General features: G+C 47.5%; 23 protein-coding genes and 1 riboswitch. Of the genes, 17 read left to right on the forward strand and 6 right to left on the reverse strand.

All coding sequences use genetic code 11. From position 1 onward, the window contains the following. The 8 genes from LC073_RS14110 to LC073_RS14145 all read left to right on the forward strand — a co-directional run bounded on the left by LC073_RS14110 (position 1) and on the right by LC073_RS14145 (position 9,094). The gene (locus tag LC073_RS14110) at positions 1-1,434 is read left to right on the forward strand and encodes an aldehyde dehydrogenase family protein (RefSeq protein ID WP_226647892.1); all 1,434 of its coding nucleotides are present in this window, start codon (positions 1-3) and stop codon (positions 1,432-1,434) included. Between the two features lie 65 nt (positions 1,435-1,499). Beyond that, positions 1,500-1,628, forward strand: a riboswitch (SAM-I-IV-variant riboswitch). Positions 1,629-1,686: 58 nt separating this feature from the next. Next, a complete protein-coding gene (locus tag LC073_RS14115) occupies positions 1,687-1,902 on the forward strand; it encodes a hypothetical protein (RefSeq protein ID WP_226647893.1) in 216 nt (71 codons plus the stop codon). Positions 1,903-1,982: 80 nt separating this feature from the next. Further along, complete coding sequence (locus tag LC073_RS14120; RefSeq protein WP_226647894.1) at positions 1,983-3,182, forward strand: glycine C-acetyltransferase; 1,200 nt, start codon at positions 1,983-1,985, stop codon at positions 3,180-3,182. Positions 3,183-3,270: 88 nt separating this feature from the next. Beyond that, the gene (tdh, locus tag LC073_RS14125; protein WP_226647963.1) at positions 3,271-4,296 is read left to right on the forward strand and encodes an L-threonine 3-dehydrogenase; all 1,026 of its coding nucleotides are present in this window, start codon (positions 3,271-3,273) and stop codon (positions 4,294-4,296) included. 147 nt (positions 4,297-4,443) lie between these two features. Beyond that, positions 4,444-5,262 (forward strand): AraC family transcriptional regulator, encoded by an 819-nt coding sequence (locus LC073_RS14130; RefSeq protein WP_226647895.1) that lies wholly within the window; start codon positions 4,444-4,446, stop codon positions 5,260-5,262. A gap of 115 nt (positions 5,263-5,377) precedes the next feature. After that, positions 5,378-6,007 (forward strand): LysE family translocator, encoded by a 630-nt coding sequence (locus LC073_RS14135; protein ID WP_226647896.1) that lies wholly within the window; start codon positions 5,378-5,380, stop codon positions 6,005-6,007. Positions 6,008-6,415: 408 nt separating this feature from the next. Beyond that, positions 6,416-7,324, forward strand: a complete 909-nt coding sequence (locus tag LC073_RS14140; RefSeq protein WP_226647897.1) for an alpha/beta fold hydrolase — start codon at positions 6,416-6,418, stop codon at positions 7,322-7,324. Between the two features lie 321 nt (positions 7,325-7,645). Further along, positions 7,646-9,094, forward strand: coding sequence for an MBL fold metallo-hydrolase (locus LC073_RS14145; protein ID WP_226647898.1), 1,449 nt, complete (start codon positions 7,646-7,648; stop codon positions 9,092-9,094). A gap of 81 nt (positions 9,095-9,175) precedes the next feature. Here the strand turns inward: LC073_RS14145 and LC073_RS14150 are convergent, their stop codons facing one another. Then, positions 9,176-10,420, reverse strand: coding sequence for a cation:proton antiporter (locus LC073_RS14150; protein WP_226647899.1), 1,245 nt, complete (start codon positions 10,418-10,420; stop codon positions 9,176-9,178). Positions 10,421-11,518: 1,098 nt separating this feature from the next. Continuing rightward, positions 11,519-12,133, reverse strand: a complete 615-nt coding sequence (locus LC073_RS14155; protein WP_226647900.1) for a LysE family translocator — start codon at positions 12,131-12,133, stop codon at positions 11,519-11,521. Positions 12,134-12,277: 144 nt separating this feature from the next. Here LC073_RS14155 and LC073_RS14160 point away from each other — a divergent pair, with 144 nt between their 5' ends. Together LC073_RS14160 and LC073_RS14165 are read left to right on the forward strand one after the other, a co-directional pair. After that, a complete protein-coding gene (locus LC073_RS14160; protein ID WP_226647901.1) occupies positions 12,278-12,748 on the forward strand; it encodes a YkuS family protein in 471 nt (156 codons plus the stop codon). Positions 12,749-13,368: 620 nt separating this feature from the next. Next, positions 13,369-13,569 carry a DUF1737 domain-containing protein gene (locus tag LC073_RS14165; protein ID WP_226647902.1) on the forward strand — a complete coding sequence of 67 codons (201 nt, stop codon included), beginning with the start codon at positions 13,369-13,371 and terminating at the stop codon, positions 13,567-13,569. A 34-nt stretch (positions 13,570-13,603) separates the two neighbouring features. Here the strand turns inward: LC073_RS14165 and LC073_RS14170 are convergent, their stop codons facing one another. After that, positions 13,604-14,752, reverse strand: a complete 1,149-nt coding sequence (locus LC073_RS14170; RefSeq protein ID WP_226647903.1) for an epoxide hydrolase family protein — start codon at positions 14,750-14,752, stop codon at positions 13,604-13,606. 127 nt (positions 14,753-14,879) lie between these two features. Here LC073_RS14170 and LC073_RS14175 point away from each other — a divergent pair, with 127 nt between their 5' ends. Continuing rightward, positions 14,880-15,968, forward strand: a complete 1,089-nt coding sequence (locus tag LC073_RS14175; protein WP_226647904.1) for a PA0069 family radical SAM protein — start codon at positions 14,880-14,882, stop codon at positions 15,966-15,968. 79 nt (positions 15,969-16,047) lie between these two features. Then, positions 16,048-16,326, forward strand: coding sequence for a GIY-YIG nuclease family protein (locus LC073_RS14180; RefSeq protein WP_226647905.1), 279 nt, complete (start codon positions 16,048-16,050; stop codon positions 16,324-16,326). Positions 16,327-16,356: 30 nt separating this feature from the next. On the opposite strand, the gene tmpT is transcribed toward LC073_RS14180, so the two are convergent. The 3 genes from tmpT to LC073_RS14195 form a co-directional block, all read right to left on the reverse strand. Beyond that, on the reverse strand, positions 16,357-16,998 hold the full coding sequence (gene tmpT / locus LC073_RS14185) for a thiopurine S-methyltransferase (protein ID WP_226647906.1): 642 nt from the start codon (positions 16,996-16,998) through the stop codon (positions 16,357-16,359). Positions 16,999-17,267: 269 nt separating this feature from the next. Next, positions 17,268-17,795 (reverse strand): DUF1097 family protein, encoded by a 528-nt coding sequence (locus LC073_RS14190; RefSeq protein ID WP_226647907.1) that lies wholly within the window; start codon positions 17,793-17,795, stop codon positions 17,268-17,270. Positions 17,796-18,082: 287 nt separating this feature from the next. Continuing rightward, the gene (locus LC073_RS14195) at positions 18,083-18,778 is read right to left on the reverse strand and encodes an SDR family oxidoreductase (RefSeq protein ID WP_226647908.1); all 696 of its coding nucleotides are present in this window, start codon (positions 18,776-18,778) and stop codon (positions 18,083-18,085) included. A gap of 54 nt (positions 18,779-18,832) precedes the next feature. On the opposite strand from LC073_RS14195, the gene LC073_RS14200 reads away from it, so the two are divergent. The 5 genes from LC073_RS14200 (at position 18,833) to LC073_RS14220 (ending at position 22,506) form a co-directional block, all read left to right on the forward strand. Beyond that, positions 18,833-19,153 (forward strand): DUF3301 domain-containing protein, encoded by a 321-nt coding sequence (locus LC073_RS14200; protein ID WP_226647909.1) that lies wholly within the window; start codon positions 18,833-18,835, stop codon positions 19,151-19,153. Positions 19,154-19,167: 14 nt separating this feature from the next. After that, the gene (locus tag LC073_RS14205; RefSeq protein WP_226647910.1) at positions 19,168-19,410 is read left to right on the forward strand and encodes a DUF1653 domain-containing protein; all 243 of its coding nucleotides are present in this window, start codon (positions 19,168-19,170) and stop codon (positions 19,408-19,410) included. 166 nt (positions 19,411-19,576) lie between these two features. Further along, entirely contained in the window at positions 19,577-20,644 is a 1,068-nt protein-coding gene (locus LC073_RS14210) for a saccharopine dehydrogenase family protein (protein WP_226647911.1), read from the forward strand. Positions 20,645-20,929: 285 nt separating this feature from the next. Next, on the forward strand, positions 20,930-21,436 hold the full coding sequence (locus LC073_RS14215; RefSeq protein ID WP_226647912.1) for a phosphatase PAP2 family protein: 507 nt from the start codon (positions 20,930-20,932) through the stop codon (positions 21,434-21,436). Continuing rightward, entirely contained in the window at positions 21,433-22,506 is a 1,074-nt protein-coding gene (locus LC073_RS14220; RefSeq protein ID WP_226647913.1) for an MJ1255/VC2487 family glycosyltransferase, read from the forward strand. The genes LC073_RS14215 and LC073_RS14220 overlap by 4 nt, the downstream gene beginning before the upstream one ends. The last annotated feature ends 235 nt before the right edge of the window (positions 22,507-22,741 follow it).

The following is a 22,741-nucleotide window of genomic DNA, read 5'->3' on the forward strand; positions in this document are numbered from 1 at the left end:
ATGACAGATCTCAGCAAACTGCCCACAGGCAAGTTGTTTATTAACGGCGAATGGCGTGAGCCTCTGGGTACAGGGACTCACCCGGTGATTAACCCGGCTACGGAGGAGCTCATCTGCCAAGTGGCCGAAGGCTCTGCCGAAGATGTGGATCTCGCTGTGGAAGCTGCGCGCCAGGCCTTCCACAGCTGGCGCAACAGCACCGCGCAGATGCGCCGCGAACTACTCAATGCCATCGCTGACGGTATGGAAAAACGCAAGGAGGATCTGGTACAGGCCGTGTCCCAGGCGCTCGGCTGCCCCGAACATATCACCCGCTGGCTGCATGTGGATGGACCCATTTACGCCATGCGTTACTATGCCGAGCGCACCTCGGATATGGAGAAAACGGAGAAAGCCGGCCATTCCGTACTGTTCCGCGAGCCCGTGGGCGTGTGTGGTTTTATCACCCCCTGGAACTACCCGCTGCACCAGTTTGTGGGCAAAGTGGCCCCGGCCCTGGCCGCAGGCTGTACCATGATCACCAAACCCGCCGAAATCACGCCACTGCAGGATTTTGTGATGGCGGAAATTATTGAAGAGGCCGGAGTCCCCGCCGGTGTCTTCAACCTGGTACCTGGCGCCGGCTCTGAAGTGGGTGCGGCGCTCTCTGCCCACCCGGGCATCGATATGATCTCCTTCACCGGCTCCACTAGAGCCGGTGTGGAAGTGGCCAAGGCCGCGGCTCCTACGGTGAAGCGCGTAACCCAGGAGTTGGGTGGCAAGTCTCCACTGATTATCACCCCCGATGCAGACCTGGAAGCCGCTGTACGTTGGGGCTGTGAAGATGTGTTTATCAACAGCGGCCAGACCTGTACCGCCCTCACCCGCATGCTGGTACCCGCTGAGCGCTATGACGAAGCGGTAGAAATCGCTCGCCAGGTGGCCGAAGACATCGCCATGGGCACCGATGAAAATGCCTTTATGGGCCCACTCTCTTCCGCTCGCCAGCGCGAGATAGTGCGCAGTTATATCCAGAAGGGTATCGACGAGGGTGCACGCCTGGTCACTGGCGGCGCCGAGGCGCCCACCGGGCTGGATAAAGGCTTTTATGTGAAGCCTACGGTATTTGCCGATGTGCATAACGACATGAGCATCGCCCGCGAGGAGATCTTCGGCCCGGTCACCTGCCTGATTCCCTATAAAGATATGGATGAGGCAATTGCCATTGCCAACGACACCGAATATGGCCTGTCCAGCGGCGTTTGGGCCAAAGATGTGGAGAGCGCCATGCCCCTGGTGCGCCGCATTGAAGCTGGCCTGTGTTTCGTCAACGGCGGCGAGTTTAATTACGATGCCCCCTTTGGCGGTTACAAGCGCTCTGGCAACGGGCGCGAATTTGGTGAGGCCGGTCTCGGCGAGTTTATCGAACTGAAATCCGTGCAACTGCCGGCATAAACGTCTGCACCGCCCGCAATCGTGGGCGGTGCGGTTGACTGCCAATCCCCTCCCCGCTATCTTTGCCCGCACATCACGAGAGTGGCTGACGCCAACGCCAACCTGCCGACCGGGGCAAGGTGGTTCTCTCTCTGCTGGCACACCAAAGCCTGCGGAGAGGATGGGGCTCTACAAGAGCAATCCAACCGGATTAGCGAATATCCTTTCGCCGCTTCCACGTCAGTCCTCCAAAGTTTTACCCTTGGAGGGACCATGTCCGAATCACCGTTTTCCAGTAAAGACGTTATAGAAATTCAAATTGCCAACCAACGCAGCCGCACCGCGGTGAGAGCCGTGAGACGCGCCGATCGGCAATTGTTGTGGCAACTACTATTCGACACCGCGGAAGAAGCTTTAAAATTCGCCACCAGCTGCCGTGCCAGTGAGCAGCCGATCACGGCCCATAAGGCCTGCGAGCTGGCGGGATAAACAAGAATACAGTGGCGCCACTTTAGTTCGCGCCAGATACCCAGTGCCACGAGCACTCGACAGGAGCTAAAAACAACATCATGTCCAAGCCAGAACAATTCTTTGAGCACCTGCGCAACGAGCTAAAACAAATCGATGCCGACGGCCTCTACAAGCGCGAGCGGATCATTACCTCTCAGCAGGCCGCCGAGATACAGGTGAACAACGACACCCAGGTACTGAACTTCTGCGCCAACAACTACCTGGGCCTGGCCAACCACCCGGACCTGATCAAAGCGGCCAAAGAAGGACTGGACCAATACGGCTTCGGCATGGCCTCGGTACGCTTTATCTGTGGTACCCAGGACATTCACAAGGCACTCGAATCGCGTCTGTCGGAATTCCTGCGCACTGAAGACACCATCCTCTACACCTCCTGTTTCGACGCCAACGGCGGCCTGTTCGAAACTCTGCTGGGCCCTGAAGATGCGATCATCTCCGATGCCCTCAATCACGCCTCCATTATCGACGGCGTGCGCCTGTGTAAAGCCAAGCGCTTCCGCTACGCCAACAACGATATGGCGGACCTGGAGAAGCAGCTGCAGGCAGCCGATGCCGCAGGCGCTAATACCAAACTGATCGCCACCGATGGCGTCTTTTCTATGGATGGTGTGATCGCCAACCTGAAAGCTCTGTGCGACCTGGCAGATCGCTACAACGCTCTGGTGATGGTGGACGACTCCCATGCAGTGGGCTTCCTCGGCCAGAATGGCCGCGGCACTCACGAATACTGTGGTGTTATCGATCGCATCGATATTATTACTGGCACTTTGGGCAAAGCACTGGGCGGCGCCTCTGGTGGCTTCACTTCCGGGCGCAAGGAAATTATCGATCTGCTGCGCCAACGCTCTCGTCCCTACCTGTTTTCCAACTCCGTGGCTCCCGCCATCGTCACCGCCTCATTAAAAGTGCTGGATATGTTGATGGATGGTGCCGAGTTACGGCAAAAGCTGCGTGATAACTCTGCCTACTTCCGCAAGCGTATGACCGAAGCCGGCTTCACCTTGGCCGGAGCCGACCACCCAATTATTCCGGTAATGATCGGCGAAGCCGCCCTCGCTCAGAAAATGGCAGACAAGATGCTGGAGCGCGGTATCTACGTTGTGGGCTTCTTCTACCCGGTAGTGCCCAAAGGCCAAGCACGTATCCGTACCCAGATGTCTGCGGCACATACCCGCGAACAACTCGACCAGTGTATTGATGCCTTTATTGAAGTGGGTCGCGAGCTAGAAATTATTTAATTCCCAAATAATCGCGGCGCAGCTTGAGCAAAGGACATCCTTCTTGCCAAGTAGCCCCGCACCTTTCTTTTTTGTAGTTTTAATGACAATGAAAGCACTTTCCAAACTGAAATCTGAAGTGGGCATCTGGCTCACTGATGTGGAAATCCCCGAACCGGGCCACAACGATCTGCTGATTAAAATCCATAAAACCGCCATCTGCGGTACCGACATGCATATTTATAACTGGGATGAGTGGTCGCAAAAAACCATCCCGGTTCCCATGGTAGTTGGGCACGAATACGTGGGTGAAGTGGTTGGTATGGGCCAGGAAGTCGCCGGTTTTACAGTGGGTGACCGCGTTTCCGGCGAAGGCCATATCACCTGTGGCCACTGCCGCAACTGCCGCGCCGGCCGCCGCCACCTTTGCCGCAACACTTACGGTGTTGGTGTGGACCGCCAGGGCGCTTTTGCCGAATACCTGGTTATTCCGGCACTAAACGCTTTTAAAATTCCAGATAACATCTCCGATGAGCTGGCTTCCATTTTTGATCCTTTCGGCAACGCCGTACACACTGCACTCTCATTCGATCTGGTAGGCGAGGATGTGTTGATCACCGGCGCCGGCCCCATCGGCATTATGGCCGCAGCAGTCGCCAAGCATGTGGGTGCACGCCACGTGGTTATCACCGATATCAACGAATACCGCCTGGATCTAGCCCGCAAGATGGGTACTACCCGCGCCGTCAATGTGTCCAAGGAAAATCTTAAAGATGTGATGGCGGAGCTGGGCATGAGCGAAGGCTTCGACGTAGGCCTGGAGATGTCCGGTGTTCCCGTTGCCTTCCGCGATATGCTCGCGGCGATGAACCACGGTGGCAAGATCGCCATGCTCGGCATTCCCGCCGGCGAAATGGCTATTGACTGGAGCCAAGTTATATTCAAAGGCCTGATCATTAAAGGTATCTACGGCCGTGAGATGTTCGAAACCTGGTACAAGATGGCCAGCCTGATTCAATCCGGCCTGGACCTGACCCCGATTATTACCCATCAGTTCCCTATCGATGACTTCCAAAAAGGCTTCGACACCATGGGCTCTGGAGAGTCCGGTAAAGTGATCCTCAACTGGCAGTAATCAATGCCCCTGGTCGCGGGCAATCCCGCGACCAGCACCCAAAATTTATTCCCTTCCCTACAAGAAAGTTTTTGTACACTCCAGCTCCTTTTTGTATCTTTTAAATTCCACAATTTAAACATCAGTGCCATCGGACATCGCATATAGATGCAAAAGGAATTTTCGAAATTTTGGCGTAACCCAGCCTATAAGAATATAGAACTTTTTCACGCACATTTTCGCCAGTTTACCTTCAGCAAGCACTGGCACGATGAGTTGGCCATTGGCATTATTCAGAGAGGTGCTGAGAAATTAGATTATCGAGGGCAAACAGCGGTCATCCCCCAGGGTGGAATTGTTACCATCAATCCTGGTGAAATTCACACGGGTTATAGCGGCAGTGATCAAGGTTGGCATTACCGTATGTTTTATTTTGATATGACGCTTATTGAACAGGTATTGAGGGAGCACCGCAAATATGGCTCCATCCCCACGCCCTTTCTGAAAGGGCCTATTATTCATGATCCAGAACTCTTCCAACTGTTTACGCAGTTGTACTGCAGCCTGGAGGGAAACCATTTATCTCTCGCAACGGAGAGCCTGATAACGCTGGCCATTAACTCTCTCTTCACTCGTCACGGCGACCAAAAAATCAACCCACGAGTCAAAAGTGACAAAACAATTGCACAGAAAATACACAGCTATATATGTGGCAATTGGCAGCGAAATGTAACACTGGAGGAACTGTGCCAACATACAGAGATGAGTCAATATCATTTAATCCGCTGTTTTAACGATCAATATGGGATACCCCCTCATCAGTTTCTAATCCTCATCAAAACCCATCAGGCACGCCTACTGCTTCAGCAAGGATTCAAAGCGGCCACCGTAGCCGTCGATTGTGGATTTTTTGACCAGAGTCATTTGAACAGAAACTTTAAAAAAACTTTTGGAATCACCCCAGGGCGCTACCTCAGAACCAGGTAGCGCAATTTTATACAAGAAAAATCGCTTCCCTACCCCATAAACTCTTAGGCAACGGTCAATCTCCCCTGCCAAGGGGATATCTGACAGATCCCACGTATAGGTATAGGAGTTCTCTATGGGTATGGAGTTTGTACTTACTTGGTTGGCAGTGATGTTTCCCCTTATCTTCAGCCCCGGCCCAGCCAATATTACATTCGCAGCGGCCGGAGCCAATCTGGGCATTCGTCGATCCCTTCCGCTATTAGCCGGTATCGATTTGGTATTCATTATTGAGGGATTTCTCGTTGGCTTTGGCCTGATGGCTTGGCTGATACACTACCCAATAGCTCTTAGGACTCTACAGGTTGGTGGAGTTATTTATTTGATTTATTTGGCTTATCATTTCGCAAAACCCAAGCCTCTACAAAGCCGGAGCGAGCCTCCTAAAATTTCCATTTGGAATGGAATGGTGATTCAAATTCTCAACGTCAAGGGCTGGATCATTGTATTTACTATGTTTTCCATCTTTGCCCCAAAACTTGAGCATGAATCAAACACAACAATCATCACCCTTATCGGCATGATGACAATCCTCAACTTGTCAACACACCTTTGCTGGATCGCTTTTGGCAACGCCCTCACTAAGTTTGCCTCAAACGCAACAAGTCAAAGGTTACAAAGTGTATTTTTTCCTTTGAGCTTACTCTCTGTGGCAATATGGCTTGCATTGGACAACCCAATCTTCTTTATTCATCAACAACAATAATTACACGGCTTTAAAGATGAAACATGAACCACAAACCACCTGCGTAAATCAATTGCAACGCCCAAATTAATTAATAAAGGAACCTTTTGAGATATCATTATATAAAACCAGATTCAATTCGATTATAAGTTACCACGCCCAACAACCGGCCCAAAAAGATTCAACAATCAATGACACAAACGAATAAAACTTAGAACAATGTGATGTTTGATACTCAGCGCTCACCTAAAGGCTTACCAACAATTCGATGGGGGAAAATATACAGTGATCGGAGCCAGATCAAACATTAATATTCCTATAGTGGGCGCAGAAATCTATTCAGACATATTCCCTAAACAGTATATTCTTTGTTTCCGACTCAGTAGTAGAGCACTTTCACCAATCAAGACCAAAAGAACTACATACAGCATGATAAACTTTACCTCTCCATCCTCAATTCTATTTAACCTTGGGGTTTTTACTGAAAGAAAAATAGCTGGCCTCAAACCAAAAAAAATCAATATTAAAGAAGGGGAGATCTGTTATCTTCAGGGCGGATCGGGTGAGCCACTCATCCTTTTACATGGACTTGGCGCCGACAAAGACAATTGGGTGCGTATTGCCAGATATTTAACCCGTCACTTTCAAATTATTGCACTTGATTTACCAGGATTTGGAGAGAGCCTTAAAAACCCTGACCTAAACTACGATGTATTGCCCCAAGTTGAGCGCCTGAATAGTTTCATCAAAGCACTCGACTTAGAACACTTCCATCTTGCCGGCAATTCAATGGGTGGCTACATTGCCGGAAACTTTGCCAATACCTATTTGGAAAAAATAAAAAGTTTATGGCTTCTGAATCCACTCGGTATCGAGAATTCACTCAACAGTAACATGTTTGAAAAAGTTCTGCACAATGAGCGGCCAACAATATTGGCAAGGAATCGAAAAGAATATGAGGCACTCATAGATCAAGTCTTTCACAAGAGACCTTTTATACCCGGCTTTGCAGTTTCAGAACTCTCGAAAACAGCCAAGAGTAATTTCTCATTGCATCTCAAAATATTTAATGATATACATAAAATCAAAGATGGTAAAATCAGATTCTCCTCACCGCTAGAAACAACATTAAAAGGATTCCCTCTTCCCACCCTGATTACCTGGGGCAAGGAAGACAGGGTATTACATCCCAGTGCAGGGTCCACATTGTCAACAGAGATGAAAGGATCCCGATTGGAACTGATGGATGATATCGGGCACCTACCTATGATCGAAGCCCCGAGACTCACAGCGGACCAATTTATTTCATTCAAAAACTCACTTAAGGAACCCGCTTAAAAAAGCAATTCACAAGACCTATAGAGTATTAATAGATTCGTAAAGCACATGGCATCTCACAGGCCAGTTATTAATTACTTGCCTGGCCACTGAGAGATGCTGGCAGTTATTTTTTATAGGTAGAAAAGTAGTAAATAGATCGCCAACCGACAAAGGCTCCTATAAGGCTGCACTTCAAGCCTAAGAAACCACCAATAGCACCATCTGGTATTAAAAATCTCATTCTCTTTGGCGCCAAACGGATTCATCTTAGCGCAATCCATTTGAATCATAGCGAAGGAAAAGTGAACCTTATAAGGTCAACAAGTACTGAGCATAACAATGAAAAAACAACTAATCTTTCTTTCGACAATATTGTCTATTGCATCGCCCTTAGCCGCTAACGCAACTCAAAACAACGCCAAAACTACCAACTTAGCAGAACTATTAATCGAACAATCCGCTGTCGCTTATGGAGGAAAAGACACTCTCAACTCCCTCGAAAAGATATATATCGACTACGAAACCACAATAGTAGGCCGAGGGCAAAGCAGGGCAACTACCCCTCCTTGGGACACGATCATCGCAGACCAAAAGGAGGCCATTGACTTTTCTCAGATGATGGTCATAACGGAATATACGGGACAAGGTGGCGGCAGTAAGGCCTCGTTCAGGACCGAAATTGAGGGACTTAGTGCTCATAGATTAGACCTTTACAGGAAAACCATCGCACCAATTAGCACTTCAAATTTCGAGAGCACAGCTGGTCAAATAATAAGAACAAACGGCACACTCCTATTAAAGCAAGCCCTTAAATATAAAAATAGCAGTGAATATTTAGGCGAACAGCAGTATAAAGATAGAACTCACCACTTAATCAAAATCGAACCAGACAGTGAACCCCCAATCACACTGTATATTGATCGAGATACCAAACAGATTACGAAAAGTGAACGATCTATAGGCAACTCAAGAATTGAATATTTTTTTGAAAAATATAGAACACAGAATGGTATCTTACTTCCTTATGTATCATCTTTTTCAATCAATGGAAATTTGTCTCGACAAATGAAAGTTGAGTCATACACCATCAACAAATCTATTAGAGATCTTTTCTTGGCGCCCACCAACTTCACTAAGATCCCGGGTAATGAGATAACTTCACCGACAACCACTAAGATTGATAAGGGTGTCTATTGGGTAACGCAAAATATGGGTGGCGGGTTATATGGCCAAAGCAGTTTATTTATTGAGCTTAAAGATTATGTGCTAATGGTGGGCGCTTTGTCTGGTGCCAAACAAAGAATAGAGCACATTAAGCAAACAATCGGAGAAAAACCTATTAAATATGCCGTTATATCCCATCATCACGAGGACCATATTGGGGGAGTTCAAGAGATCCTAGATGCTGGTATTTCATTGATAGTTGCCGAGGCTCACCAGGCAGCAATTACCGAGTCCCTATCTGATAAAACTAAAGCGCACTTCTATACCATTAATTCGGAAGAAACCTACTCAGATGAAAGCATGCAGGTCGATATCATTAATGTAGGGCCCACCCCTCACGCGGAAGACTATTTGTTAGTTCACTTACCAAAATTAGGAATTTTATTCGCTGCAGATCACTTCGAGCCCTTCAGCAATGGCCCTCTACCCCCCCAGAATGAGAATAGTGTATTTCTTGCTAAAATTATCCAAGAAAAAAACCTTAATATCACAAGAATCATCCCATCCCACAGTACAAGAATAGGCACTTACGAAGATCTCATTACCATGAATAAAACGCTCTAACAAACAACTTTCTTTTCCTGTCGCCACAATCTAATGGTAACTTCGATTGTGGCTGTTGCTAAAAATACAGATACTGAAACGTTATATTTCCAGTTTTCTTATCAAGCGCCCACTGGTAGTCCCCTGCACTAGCAAGGAGAACAGTACTACGCCGAACACCATAGATTGAATCGTCCACCAGTAAGGTAACTCAACAGGAAGAGAAAGTACCAAAGCCACTGCAATCACTCCACGCAAACCTCCCCAGCTCATTAGAAGCCTCCAGGGTTTAGAAATTGGAGGGCCAACAAAGCGGGTTAAAGGGGCCACCAATACAACGGAAAAGGCTCGTGCACCAAGTGCTGCAGCTGTGGCGATTAATATCGCCAGCCACTGATGAGTGAACATATCCAAGGTAATGACCAAACCCATGACCACAAAGATAATTGAGGTAAACAGTAACCCAAGCCACTCCCAGGTTGGCTCGGCATCAATCAAATAAGTTTTTCTTTGTTTTCGCAAGCAGGCTCGCGCCACTATGGCACAGGTCATAACGCAAATAATGCCGGATACATGCATAATGTTCTCAGCCAGGTAGAAACTACCAAAAGCAACAACCACCAAAGTCATTAGTGCCGCACTAGGTGTTCGTAAAAACAAAATAAGCAAGGTAGTTAGCAAGCCTAAAATTAAACCTACCGTAATTCCGCCAAAGAAAATCATGCAAAAATACAAGACAACAGAACCAACACTTAATGACGGAGCTTCAATCCCAGCACCAGAGGCTTGTACAATGGAATAGGTAGCCAGACCAAGCACTAAAGAGTAAAGCACCACCGCCGCCGCATCATTAAATAAGCTCTCGCCCTCAACAAGGGCGAGCAAATCTTCCCCCGTTTTTTCCTGACGAAGTTTGCTCACTACCGATATTGGGTCAGTCGCTGCCAGAATAGAGCCAGTCAAAAGAGCAGCTATCCAGGGAAAACCCTCTGAGTGACCAATGCCATAGTAAGTAATTGCAGCAATCAAGAAAGCACAAATAACCAAACCCAGGGTTGAAAATAATAGAATTGGACCGATCCAACGCTTTAAGATCCTTGGGTCCAGCTGCCAAGCAGATTCAAAAATTAAAACTGGAAGAATTACAAAGAAAACCAACTCCCTTAAACTGGTTGCCCTTAGTCCAATATCATAATCAATCACCGGCAATAAGAAGGCCGCCAGAATACCTGCCAACAAACACCCCAAAGCGTTGTCAATTTTTAGAATCCTGGAAAAACCCAGCCCCACCACAGCGATTACCGCCAGGAAAAGTGCCTGTCCCACAATAGTGACTACTTCGTTCACATAATTACTCCCAGCCTTTCGTCCAGGTATTCCCATCCCCTGAGAATTTGGATCCGTTGCTCTAAAGATATTCTCATCTCATTAGCCTTTCTATCGGCACACTTCTCCAAAAAAATTTGACTTGGTCAAATAATGAAACCAACCTCAAGCTTGCCAGTCCTTTAATGGCATATAAGATAAATAATAGAGAGTGGACATCATTATTTTTTAGCATCCTGATTCAATAGAAATTACCATATTTAGGTCCGTTTTCTCTGCTGAGAATCTCAGGAAAGATCAATTTTAATTCCATATCACACAACCATTGGCGCTGCTAGGTTTACGCAGTTAGAGCACCCACAATAAAGATTGATAGGCTGTACAAAACCTACTAGATGCAACTGTTGTTGATAAATGCGGCCTAACTGAAGGGCCTCAATATCAGGGAGGCCAAAAACACCAATGCAATTGACTACATGGATTACACCTTTCGACCAGGCAGTCAACATTACCAGCTGTCCTTTTTTTGCCCTAGTAGCAAGTTTCGACCATGTTTAGGTTCCACAGCAGTCCAAATCAGGAACGGCAAATAAATACTAGATTAGTATAGGAAACAAGGAGGATTTGTGCGACGGTGAGGGTTATCAGCAGTAGCTATAGATTATTAGAGGCTATTTGTCTAATAGAGATATTAAAATTATTAATGAGAGTCAGCACAACCTACCTTGTACTGATCAAAAAGCAAATCTCCTAATCCAAGCTTCCGAACATAGATAAAAATTAAAAATAAAAAGCATGGTGAAAACAGTGCATCTCTTGACAGCTGTTAACTCTTTAAAAAAGAACAATCAAGGGGTTTTAAACTTGTGCGGTTGTTAAAAAATCATACAGAACAGAAATCATAAAGGAAAACAGGCCCGGCAATAATCCTTATCAACGATCTAAAAATTTTATTAACAATCAGGATATCCAATTTTTTTATTCAGTACAATACATCACCAGCCATTCGACCACCAAACCGCATTATTTCTTTTCAAACAGGAATCTCCAAAAAAAAGGGGGATACGATCCTCCGCATCAATCTCCGTGAATAAAAACGGAACATACAGACTGAGCCAATCAAAGGGCATTCGAGCCAGGTAAGAATTGTGAGAACATTAAGTATACCGCACATAAAATTAACAGCCCGCCCATAACCAGGTTGAACAGCTTTATTCTAGAGACTCCGCCCAGTAGATGACGAATTTTATCTCCAGCAAAAGCCCAAAGAGTCAGCGATGCATAGCAAACCCAAAAGTAAATAAATACAAAGTAAATCAGGCTTAGCTGACTGTGAGGACTGGAAAACAAAGCAACACCGGATACACAAGCGATCCATGCCTTTGGATTTAACCACTGTAGCAGGAATCCTTCGTGAAAGCGCGGAAGAGATCTTTCATCGACCGTTATTTCTTCAGCTGGAGCATTGGCAATCTTATACCCCATATAGATTACGTATAGAGATCCAGCTGTGGCTAGGTAGTTTAGTAACTGCGGATAACTCTCCAGTATTTGATAAAACCCAAATCCAATTGTGGCAAGTAATAGGGTAAAACCGATTGTTGCTCCCGACACAAATGGGATGGTGCGAGCGAAACCATGTTGCACCCCAGAGGAAACAATCACCATATTCACGGGGCCTGGTGTAATCGACATCGTCAATGAAAATCCAAACATAGCTAAGAACAAGGACATGTTTGCTCCACGGCAGCATTTAAATTATTATTTCAAAATAAGTAGCTGTTGGGATTGCATATCAGAAGAAATCAAAACCGGCCAGCTTTTAACCATTATCAACCCTTAAGATAATTTCAGGCAATCCAAAATAAGGATATCGAATTGAAAAAATCCATTTTATTGGCAATTTTATTGATATGTACCAGTTTTCATGTACATGCGAAAACCCCGATAGAGGAACATATCACAGCATTTATTAGTGAATTTTCTTCGAATAACATAAAAGGGACTGCCTCACGATTCTTCACAGAATCTCCTCACTTTATTTTTGGCCCTCATATCCTTACCCCAAAAAATTCTAAGCAAGTGGAGAAAATACTCTCTGAGATACACGATGCTCTGGCAGAGAAAGGCTATATGAATTCAGAAATTGTTAGTTTTGAGACACATTTTCAGAATGGGAACATGTCGGTAACTACGATACTACTTAAACGCTACACTTCGGAGGGGCTGCTTTTGGATCACCAGTGCAGCACCTATACATTGGCAGAAACCACAGAAGGTTGGAAAATCCTATCATGGCTTCCCTCAGAAGTTAAAGATAATACACGGTGTTTTGCTAGTGAAAGCTAATACCTAGGTTAATCTGCAATGCCAATCCATACAGACGATTTAAAAGGAGTTCAGAGGAATAGCAAACAGTGAAGGACAAGTGATTCTTACACAATTGTACCAAGTTATCACTGGTCCCGAAGGGTTTTTCCGTGACTGGAAAAAAGCAGGAACTATTCGCACCCTAGGCCAAAGTCATTCGTACCTCTAAAGACAGTAAAGGCAATCCCCAGGCACTGATTTTAATCATTCAGGAATACCCGAAAAACTTTCAGCGGTTAGTTGGAAACGCAGCTTTTTATGAGGTAGAAACTCACAATATTATCGAGTCATTTGGCAACATTGCCCACGCTTTCAGCACCTATGAAGCCTGGAGAGATAGTGAAAAAATCCAGTTTATTAAGCGGGGAATCAACTGTATTCAACGTTGCAACGATAGCCATGAGTAGAAAATAGTGAGTATAATCTGGGATGATGAGCGGTATGGATTAACCATGCCCCCAAAGTATAACTCTCTAACTGAATCTAAAAGTGTGTCCCAGTAACCGTCTATTGGCCTAAATCAGAGATATCCTAACTTTAAAATTCTAATTTATATTAAACATTTCGGATACTTATAAACTCCCTCAAGAGCATGATCTATGAAACTCTACCGATTTCTTACCGGGCCAGATGATTCGAATTTTTGTTTACGTGTTACCGAGGCGCTTAACAATGGGTGGGAGCTTTATGGAAGCCCAACGCTCACCTCTAATGGGGAGAAAACTCTTGCCGGTCAAGCTATTATCAAGGAGATTGCAAATGAGGAATTTAAAGGGAATATCTCATTAGGGGATTACTAGGTTCTTTGAGTCTGGGAGAAGAGGCTTTTGACCTCTATACCAAGCTTCTCTTCCAGGCTCTGATTTCCTCGACATAGAGATCTGGCTGTTCAAAAGCGGAAAAGTGCCCTCCCCGATTCAAGTGATTCCAATAGCAAATATTTTTATAACGACCTTCAGCCCATGAACGGGGGATTCTCACTATCTCTCCCGGGTAAATACTGACCCCGGTTGGCAATTGCACCACCTTATCTTGATCAGGGCCGTAGGGGATATCGAAGCTTTCCCAATATAAACGTGAAGACGAAGCCGCTGTATTTGTCAGCCAATAGAGCATGATATTGTCCAACAATTCATTTCTGGTAAAAATACTCTCCAGAGTACCCTGGCAATCGCTCCACAGATGGAATTTCTCCAATATCCAGGCAGCCTGACCTATAGGAGAATCCGCAAGGCTATACGCCAATGTTTGAGGGCGGGTACTCTGTTCCTTGGCAAAACCTGAATCCCATCGATTGAAAAATCGTATTCCGGCCAGAGCCTCTTTCTCCTCCTCACTGGGCTGTATCAGGGCTTCTACGGTTGGTTCCTCTTTGGGATTGTTGATATGAATAGCTTTACAGGCGCCCCTGTTCTGAATGCCAATCTCAGTAGTCACTGACCGCCCCCAATCTCCCCCCTGGGCCAAATAGGATTGATATCCCAGTCGATTCATCAACGTATCCCAGGCTGTGGCAATTCTGGGCACTCCCCATCCCGTTTTCGCCGGCTTACCGGAGAAGGCGAAACCTGGAAGTGATGGGCAAACCACATGGAAGGCATCCTTGGCATTTCCAGCAAATTGAGTTGGCTCCGTCAGAGGCCCTATCACTTTAAGGAATTCCACAAAGGAGCTGGGCCAGCCATGAGTGATCACAATTGGCGTGGCACTGGTATGGCTGCTTTTTACATGAATGAAATGAATGTCTAGGTCGTGAATAGTGGTGGTGAAATGGTCATATTGGTTGAGCCTCTGCTGGGTAGCATACCAGTCATAGTCATTTAACCAGTGGTCACAGAAATCCCTGAGATAATCCAGGGGAACACCCTGACCCCAACCATCGACGGTTTCCGCCTCAGGCCAGCGGGCTTCTCTCATCCGCCGATGCATATCTGCCAATTGCGATTCCTGTATATCAATACTGAAAGGTTTGATCTGCGTCATTCGTCGACCCCTTCCTTAAACACAATGACTGAGTAGCCGCTGATAGCTAATCACAAAATGTGATTGAGCATTGCTTTGTACTAAATCGAAATCGTAAACTGTACAAACATACAGCTCACCAGTTCCAATGAAAAAAATTGAACCAAACAAACCACAACCCTTCCATAAAGGGCGCGGAGCCGCCAGTAATATCACTGGTCGTTTTGCCGAGCACACCAGTACGCGGGAGAGCGATGGTTGGCAAATCGAGGCTGAGCCCTTGGAGCGGCTGCTGACTACTGCCATTGAAGAGAAGGCCAAGTCGATTATCGCCACCAATCAGTCGCCTGATATCCCCTTTACCCAGTCTATCAACCCTTACCGTGGCTGCGAGCATGGCTGTGTCTATTGCTACGCGAGACCAGCTCACGCCTATATGGATCTTTCCCCTGGGCTCGACTTCGAAAGCAAGATCTTTTTTAAGGCAAACGCGCCCATTTTGTTGGAACAGACACTACGTAAACCCAGCTACACATGCAGCCCCATAGCCCTGGGCGCAAATACCGACCCCTATCAACCTCTGGAGAAGGAAAAAGGCATAACCCAGGCACTGCTTGAAGTTATGCAGCAGTTTCGACAACCTGTCACCATTGTCACTAAGAGCCAGCTGATTTTGCGGGACCTCCCCATTCTGGCAGAAATGGCACAGGACAACCTCGCCCAGGTTGCAATCAGTGTGACCACCTTGGATAGGGATCTAAAAAGGAAACTGGAGCCACGTACCGCGGGACCTTCTGCCCGCCTGCGCACTATTGAACAATTGAGCAAGGCCGGGATACCAACTGCGGTACTTGCTGCCCCGATGATTCCGGCACTTAATGACTGTGAGCTGGAAGCCATTTTAAAGGCCGGGCGAGACTCAGGTGCGGAGAGGGCGGCCTATATCCTCCTGCGACTCCCCCATGAGGTAGCACCACTTTTCCGCGAATGGTTAGCGCTACATTACCCACAAAGAGCCAGCCATGTCATGAGCCTGGTACAACAGAGTCGCGGTGGTCGGGATTATCAAAGTGATTTTTCCCAGCGCCGAACGGGTACGGGAGTTTTCGCCCAGCTACTCCGCCAGCGGTTTATTGTCGCCATCAGGAAATTGGGGTTAAATCACCGGCGCCTATCACTGGATAACAACCAGTTCAAGCCACCGCCTCTGGCCGGTGAACAGCAGTGTCTTTTTTGACTAGGCAGTATTTTTAATTAAAAGTTTTTTTAACTAAAAAGAAACCGAGGGAAATCCCTCTAAGCGGACAATATTTTTGATGGAATCCTGGTTTGTTTATTTAATTCGCACCTCTAGTGGAGCACTTTACACGGGAGTCACTAAAGATATTCAACGGCGCTTTGCCGAGCACAGTGACGGTGGCGCCAAGGCAGCCAAGGCCCTTCGCGGCAAAGGACCTCTCACACTCGAATACCAGGTAAAAACTCGAGACAAATCTTCGGCTCTGAAATTGGAAATTGCCATCAAGAAATGGCCCAAGCAAAAAAAAGAAGCACTTATTGCCGGAGTGCTGGCATTACCAATATTGCTCGACTAATCAATCACTACGGTTTACTCAAGCCGTTGGTCACTGGCGCTTGCTGAGCAGCCACGCCACCTCTCTCGCCGGCACCAGACCCTTTAAGCCACCGGGCACATCTCTGGAGGCCAACATTTGCAAGTGGTAATCCTCATCGTAGCGATCAAAAATTTCTTGGGAGCTGATTGAAAAGGGAGGGCCGGCTAATTCAGACTGTTCATACTCAAAAGATATTAATAACTGAGGAGCCACTTTTGTAATCGCCATAAGATGTTGGGTATATTCTGGGCGAATATCTTGTGGCAACGCCACTAGGGCAGCGCGATCATAAATAGCGTCGACTTCCTGTAACATTTTCTTATCCAGGTCAAAAATATCCCCGACATAAATATCAATATTTTCTGCTTTATAATGTTTAAAGCTGGCAAGCTGATCGATTTCTGGTGTGAGTTCCATCTCCTCAAAAAGCTGTTGTACTGCCATCTCGCTCAATTCAGCCCCGGCAACACGATAACCTTCAGAAAGTAACCAACCGATATCTCGGGTTTTACCACAGAGAGGAATAAAAACTCTATCGCCTTTGGATAGGGAAAGCTGTGAAAAAAACTCAGTTAGTAAGGAGTTCCCAGAGGATTCATGGAAACCAATATCATTTTTTCTCCACTTCTCATGCCAATATGTCGCTTCCATGTTGCACCCCCATGTGCATTCTTAAGGCTATTATCGATTAACCAGATAAACCATTGAGAGGTCTGTGAGTTCTAATACAAAAGGTATTCCAATTCTGAATCCACTTCAGGCCCAGAAACCTCAGGACCTGTAAACGCCAGTGCAGTTATAAAAGCAAAAGCCCCTGTAAATAAAATGCACTTGAACATTACCGTCACCTCTTAGCAACCTCTTTCACAGATTTAAAAATGGGAAGTCTGAATTCTAAATCTTTCGCAAGCTTCAACGAACTATTCACTTACAGCTGAGCCGGAGATAAAAAGTCTACCCGGCCATAAAAGATCGACCAAACCCGCTACCAAGGCACCGAGCGCAGCGGCTGTAATCAGCAGGAAATAACTATCGAGAGAGGCCGGTTGCTGAGCTGTAAAAGCAATTAAGATACCAATTGCATAGCTGGCTATGTTACCAACACCCGTGACCATGCCCATCGCCCAGGCTCCAATAGCCGCCAGTAATAAGGCCATTGGTAGAGCTAACCAAGACGGCTCCAATTGCCATCCTGCAGTTGCCACAGTGGCAACCAAACCAAGCCCAAGCCCTGTAACCGCACAAGCCAGGTTATAGCTACCGGCACGAAGATTGCCGCCCCTGGCAAAATAGGTAACTGAGCCCAAAGCTGCCACCCAAGTAGGCACACCCGTAAGGTTGGCCGCAATAATCGCTAGAGAGCCACTCAGTAAGATACGCAAACCAGTAAAAAGACGTTCCTGAGATGGCCCATTACTGTTTTCGAGGCTTTCAGTTACGCTACTCATTGATTTAACACTCTCTGTAATGCACTTACTGGTGACACATAATTCCTTGCCTAATTGCTTTTGCATCACGCGAATGGTGCCTAACAAAAAGGATTAGGAGCTACGGTCACCCCTCCAATAAGTGCATTTTCTCGCGTCTTTTAAATCAAGGGGTAGAAGACTTCTTCCGCATCATTGCCCAATCTTGCAAAGGGCGCTGCAAGAGGGCGGATTCAGGAATATTTGCCACCTTGATACAGCTATTCATCGGCGGGTAATTGGCAGAGATTGGTTGCAGAAATGAAAGGCTACCAAGGGATTTCACTACCATCGTAGTTATAAAACCGACCACTTTTATCCTGGCCGACATGAATGAGGATTTCCTTTAAGGCAGTGACACTTTGCGTCGCTGAAATCAGAGCTCCGGGGCCTCCCATTGAAGTTTTGACCCAACCCGGATGCAGGGCTATCACGGTGATTCCCCGGTCTTGAAGATCGATCGACAGACTTTTGACAACTTGATTGAGCGCTGTTTTGGAGCTTCGATAGACATAGCCGCCACCCGAACGATTGTCGGCAATACTACCCACCTTACTGCTCATCATGGCGATCAACTTATGATCGCTGGCCGCCACGTTATCGCAAAAGGTTTCCGCCATCATATAGGGGGCGATTGTGTTGGACTCCAACACCCTGCGCCACTCGTTACGGTCCACTTTGCCAAATGCCATGCCCTTTGGGCCGTAATATCCCGCATTATTGAACAAAATATCGATAGGCACTCCTTCCAAGGCCTTACCGAGAGAAATCATTTGCTCGTAGTCGGTGACATCTAACTCAATAGGCTGAATGTGAGGGTATTTAATTTGCAGTGATTTGAGCTCGGCGGCTCTCTCAAGGTTCCTGCAGCAGGCAAACACATTCCACCCATCTCGGGCAAACTGGGTGGTCAATTCAAGCCCGATGCCGCGATTGCAGCCGGTGATCATTATGGTGCCAGACATCGCCGCTCCTTCGGTGTTATTCTTGCGCTTCGCGATCATAGCAACTGTAGAACAATGTACTACTCACCTGACAATCTACTCTGGTTCCTGTTATTGGCTGCTGTGGCTTGGTATATCTGGGCCAATATGGCGGCAAAAGAGCAAGTAAAGCGCGCGGCAGCCAATCATTGTAAACAATTGGGCGTACAGCTTCTCGACGATACCGTGGCGCTGGTGCGCACCCGTTTAAAGCGTGACCGCCGGGGCCAAATCAGTCTGCAACGCAGCTATGAATTCGAGTTTACCTCCACTGGAGAACACCGTTATTCCGGTATGGCTATTCTCCATGGCCGTCGCATCGAGCAACTGCAGCTGTCACCACATCATTTAAGTTAACCTGGTATTTATTGATGAAGCCCGGCCTTTATCGCCACTATAAAGGAAATCTTTACGAAGTCCTGTACACGGCCATCCACAGCGAGACGGAAGAGCTTCTGGTGATTTATCGCGCTCTCTATGGAAACTGTATTGTCTCGGCCCGACCATACTCCATGTTCAACGAAGCGCTCTCTGAGGATGGGAAAACCTTCCCCCGCTTCCAGCTAGTAAAAGCCTTCGAAATGATGGATAACAGCCATAGAGAAGGCATCTGAGTAACAAAAATCAGCCAGACCTCAAATCCTATCTTGCGCCATTTTCCTCCTCAAGGATAACCTTTTCCTACCAGAGCGGAGCAAAAACAAGTCAATACAGTATGAGGCCTGATAAACAGGCACGGCCCTCTCGGTCAATCTGCTCTAGAACCCACAAGGACCATCGGTGAACAACAAAAATATTATGATCTATGGCGCCTACGGCTACACTGGCGAACTGATCGCCCGCCAAGCTGTTGCGCAGGGTTTCCGCCCCATCCTAGCCGGCCGCAATGCGCAAAAATTACAGCCACTGGCGGATGCTTTGAACCTCCCCGCTATGGCCATCCATCTGGAAAATACGGAAGTGCTGAAGCGCAGTTTACGGGATGTCTATTTGGTCATTCATTGTGCAGGCCCTTTCTCCACTACCGCCGCCCCCATGATGAGGGCCTGCCTTGACAGTCGCACCCACTATCAGGACATCACCGGCGAAATTTCCGTCTATGAAGCTGCCTACAAGTTGGATGCTGAAGCAAAAGCCGCCGGGGTAGTACTCTGCCCAGGAGCGGGCTTCGATGTCATTCCCACCGACTGCCTGGCAGCCGCACTGCACAAAGCCATGCCTTCTGCCACACACATGGCGCTGGGGTTCGACTCCCAATCGAGTTTGAGCCCCGGCACGGCCAAGACCTCTATCGAAAGCCTGGGTATGGGGGGAGCCATTCGGCGCAATGGCAACATTGAGACTATTGGCCATGGGCAGCTAACCCGCCGCATAGATTTTGGTCGGGGCGAAAAGTTTGCAGTTGCGATACCCTGGGGGGATATTTCCACGGCCTACCATTCAACTGGCATCCAGAATATCGAAGCGTATATTCCCATGAGCCCGACAAGAGCAAAAAGATTAAAACGCCTGAATGGATTTCGTTGGCTGCTGCGCACCCACTGGGTACAGAACTGGCTGAAAGCAAAAGTCAGCAAGTCTGTTCAAGGGCCCAGTGAAGAGCGTCGAGCGGGCCAAAAGACCTGGGTCTGGGGAGAGGTGCGCAATGACCGCCGTGGAGAGCGCAAAGTGGGCCGGGTGACCACTGCCAATGGCTACGATGTCACCGTATCCGGCTCCCTGGCAATAATGCAGTATCTTCTCGACTATCGGGGGGAAGGTGGATATTTCACCCCATCAAAACTCTGCGGCCATAAACTGGTAGAAAAATTGCCTGGCTCCGGGGAGATCGAAATTAAGATCGCCTAGCCTCTGTCATCAATACGTTCTATTTTCTTCGGTTCTTCTTTGACGCAAGGAGCTCAGGCCAGTTGCTGCTTGCGTTGTCTACCATTTTCCATTCAACTGCCTCTCCAGCCATTCCTTCCCTATCATCCCTCATAAACACCAGCACAATCATTCTTCTGCCAAAACTTAAAAAAAACCGCTGAACGTCGTCATTATTATCTATTTTGAGATTTCATTATTGCGACATCATTTGGTCAACTCCGTGCAATAATCAATTCTTAAGTTGGCGGCATGCGAGACTTATCCATGAATCTGAAGAGTATCGATGTGTCCTTGGTCCTGTATCTTACGGGACGGGCATCACGTCCCACTTCGCGCAGACGATACCTGTGGCTATCCAAATCCGGGGATGGCTGGCTCACTATCGCCGTACTCATCAGTTATGTTATTTCCAATGCAGCCACTCAACTTTTTATTGCCGCTTGCTCTGGGCTGGCGGTGGAGCGCTCTCTCTATTGGGCCATTAAAAATACTACGCGCCGCAGGCGCCCTCCCCAGGCCATACCCGGTATGCAGCCGATTATTATCGCTCATGACCGCTTCAGCCTGCCCTCAGGACATACCTCCGCAGCCTTTCTCTTTATTACGTTTATGACCCAGCAAGTGAGTCCCTTATGGGGGCTTGGATATATTTGGGCAACTGGAGTGGGCGCTGCCCGCGTGGGCCTGGGAGTGCACTTCCCTTCGGATATATTTGCCGGCGCCATGCTCGGTACTTGTGTCGCACTGGCTACGAGTGCCACCCTTTTATGAAAATTCTTTATGGCGTGCAGGCTACCGGCAATGGTCATATTGCCAAATCACGCACACTGGCCAAGGCATTAGAGCAATATCCCGAAATTGAGATTCAATGGTTGTTTTCCGGGCGCCCAAAGAAAGACCTGTTTGAGATGGAATTATTTGGCGACTATTGGTGGCGGGAGGGAATGACCATTGTACACAGCGAGGGGCGCCTCAGGAGCTTCGCCACGTTTGCTCAGGCAAAATTGCGCCATTTAATCAAGGATATCCGGGAGCTGCCCGTCAATGATTTCGATCTAATTATCAGCGATTACGAGCCTGTCTCTGCCTGGGCGGCCAAAATCCGCAAAAAGCCCAGTGTGGGTATTGGCCACCAATACGCTTTTTTGCATTCGATCCCTATGCCCAGATTTAACTGGATTTTTCACACGGTTCTGCGCACATTTGCGCCCACGGAAAAAAGCCTGGGGCTGCATTGGCATCACTTTGGCAACCCCATACTGCCGCCCATAGTTCCCCCACTACCCAAACCCGACATTGACGTAAAAGAATACATCCTGGTCTATCTACCGTTTGAACACCCTATCCCCATGCTGGAGGAATTATCGAAGGTTCAACGGCAATTTATTGTTTACGGTGTTCCAGAAAATTTGCCTACCGCAGAGAATATCCAGATAAAAGCGCCCTCAACGGAAGAATTCCAGCGGGACCTGGTCAATGCCCAGGCGGTTATCTGCAACAGTGGCTTTGAATTACTGGCTGAAACCCTGGTTCAGGGCAAACCCATACTGAGCCGTCCACTGGCCTACCAGTTCGAGCAGGAAGCCAATGCCAAAGCTCTGGAGCAACTAAAATTAGCGAGGATCGTACGATCCATAAACGCCAAAAGTATTAACGCCTGGTTGGAAGAGCGGCCTACGCCTATACGTATCCAGTGGCCAGATGTGGCGCAGGCCGTGGCCGCCTGGATAGCCGAAGGTTGCACTAAAGACCCTGCAGAGCTTGCCCACACCCTCTGGCAGAAAGTAGTCCCGCGCCCCACTGAAGGGCCAACACCAGCTTATCAAAGCACCGCTGATTAGGTTTCCAGTTCATCGCCAATTGCACAAAGAGTGGCATTGCCAGCCTCTCATCCCGGGTTTATACAATACCCTCCCACTATATCGCCAAGTACATTCACACAAAAAGTCATTGCCCGTTTTAGATCCCAAGCTTTTACTAACGAACTAATTCAACAAAGAACACAGGCCCATAAATTTACAAATAAGAATTTGCACCAATCATTTACTCGTAACAATGTGATTGGTCTGGATTTTT

The sequence above is a fragment of the Microbulbifer variabilis genome (genome assembly GCF_020524905.1).
GTDB lineage: Bacteria > Pseudomonadota > Gammaproteobacteria > Pseudomonadales > Cellvibrionaceae > Microbulbifer > Microbulbifer variabilis_A.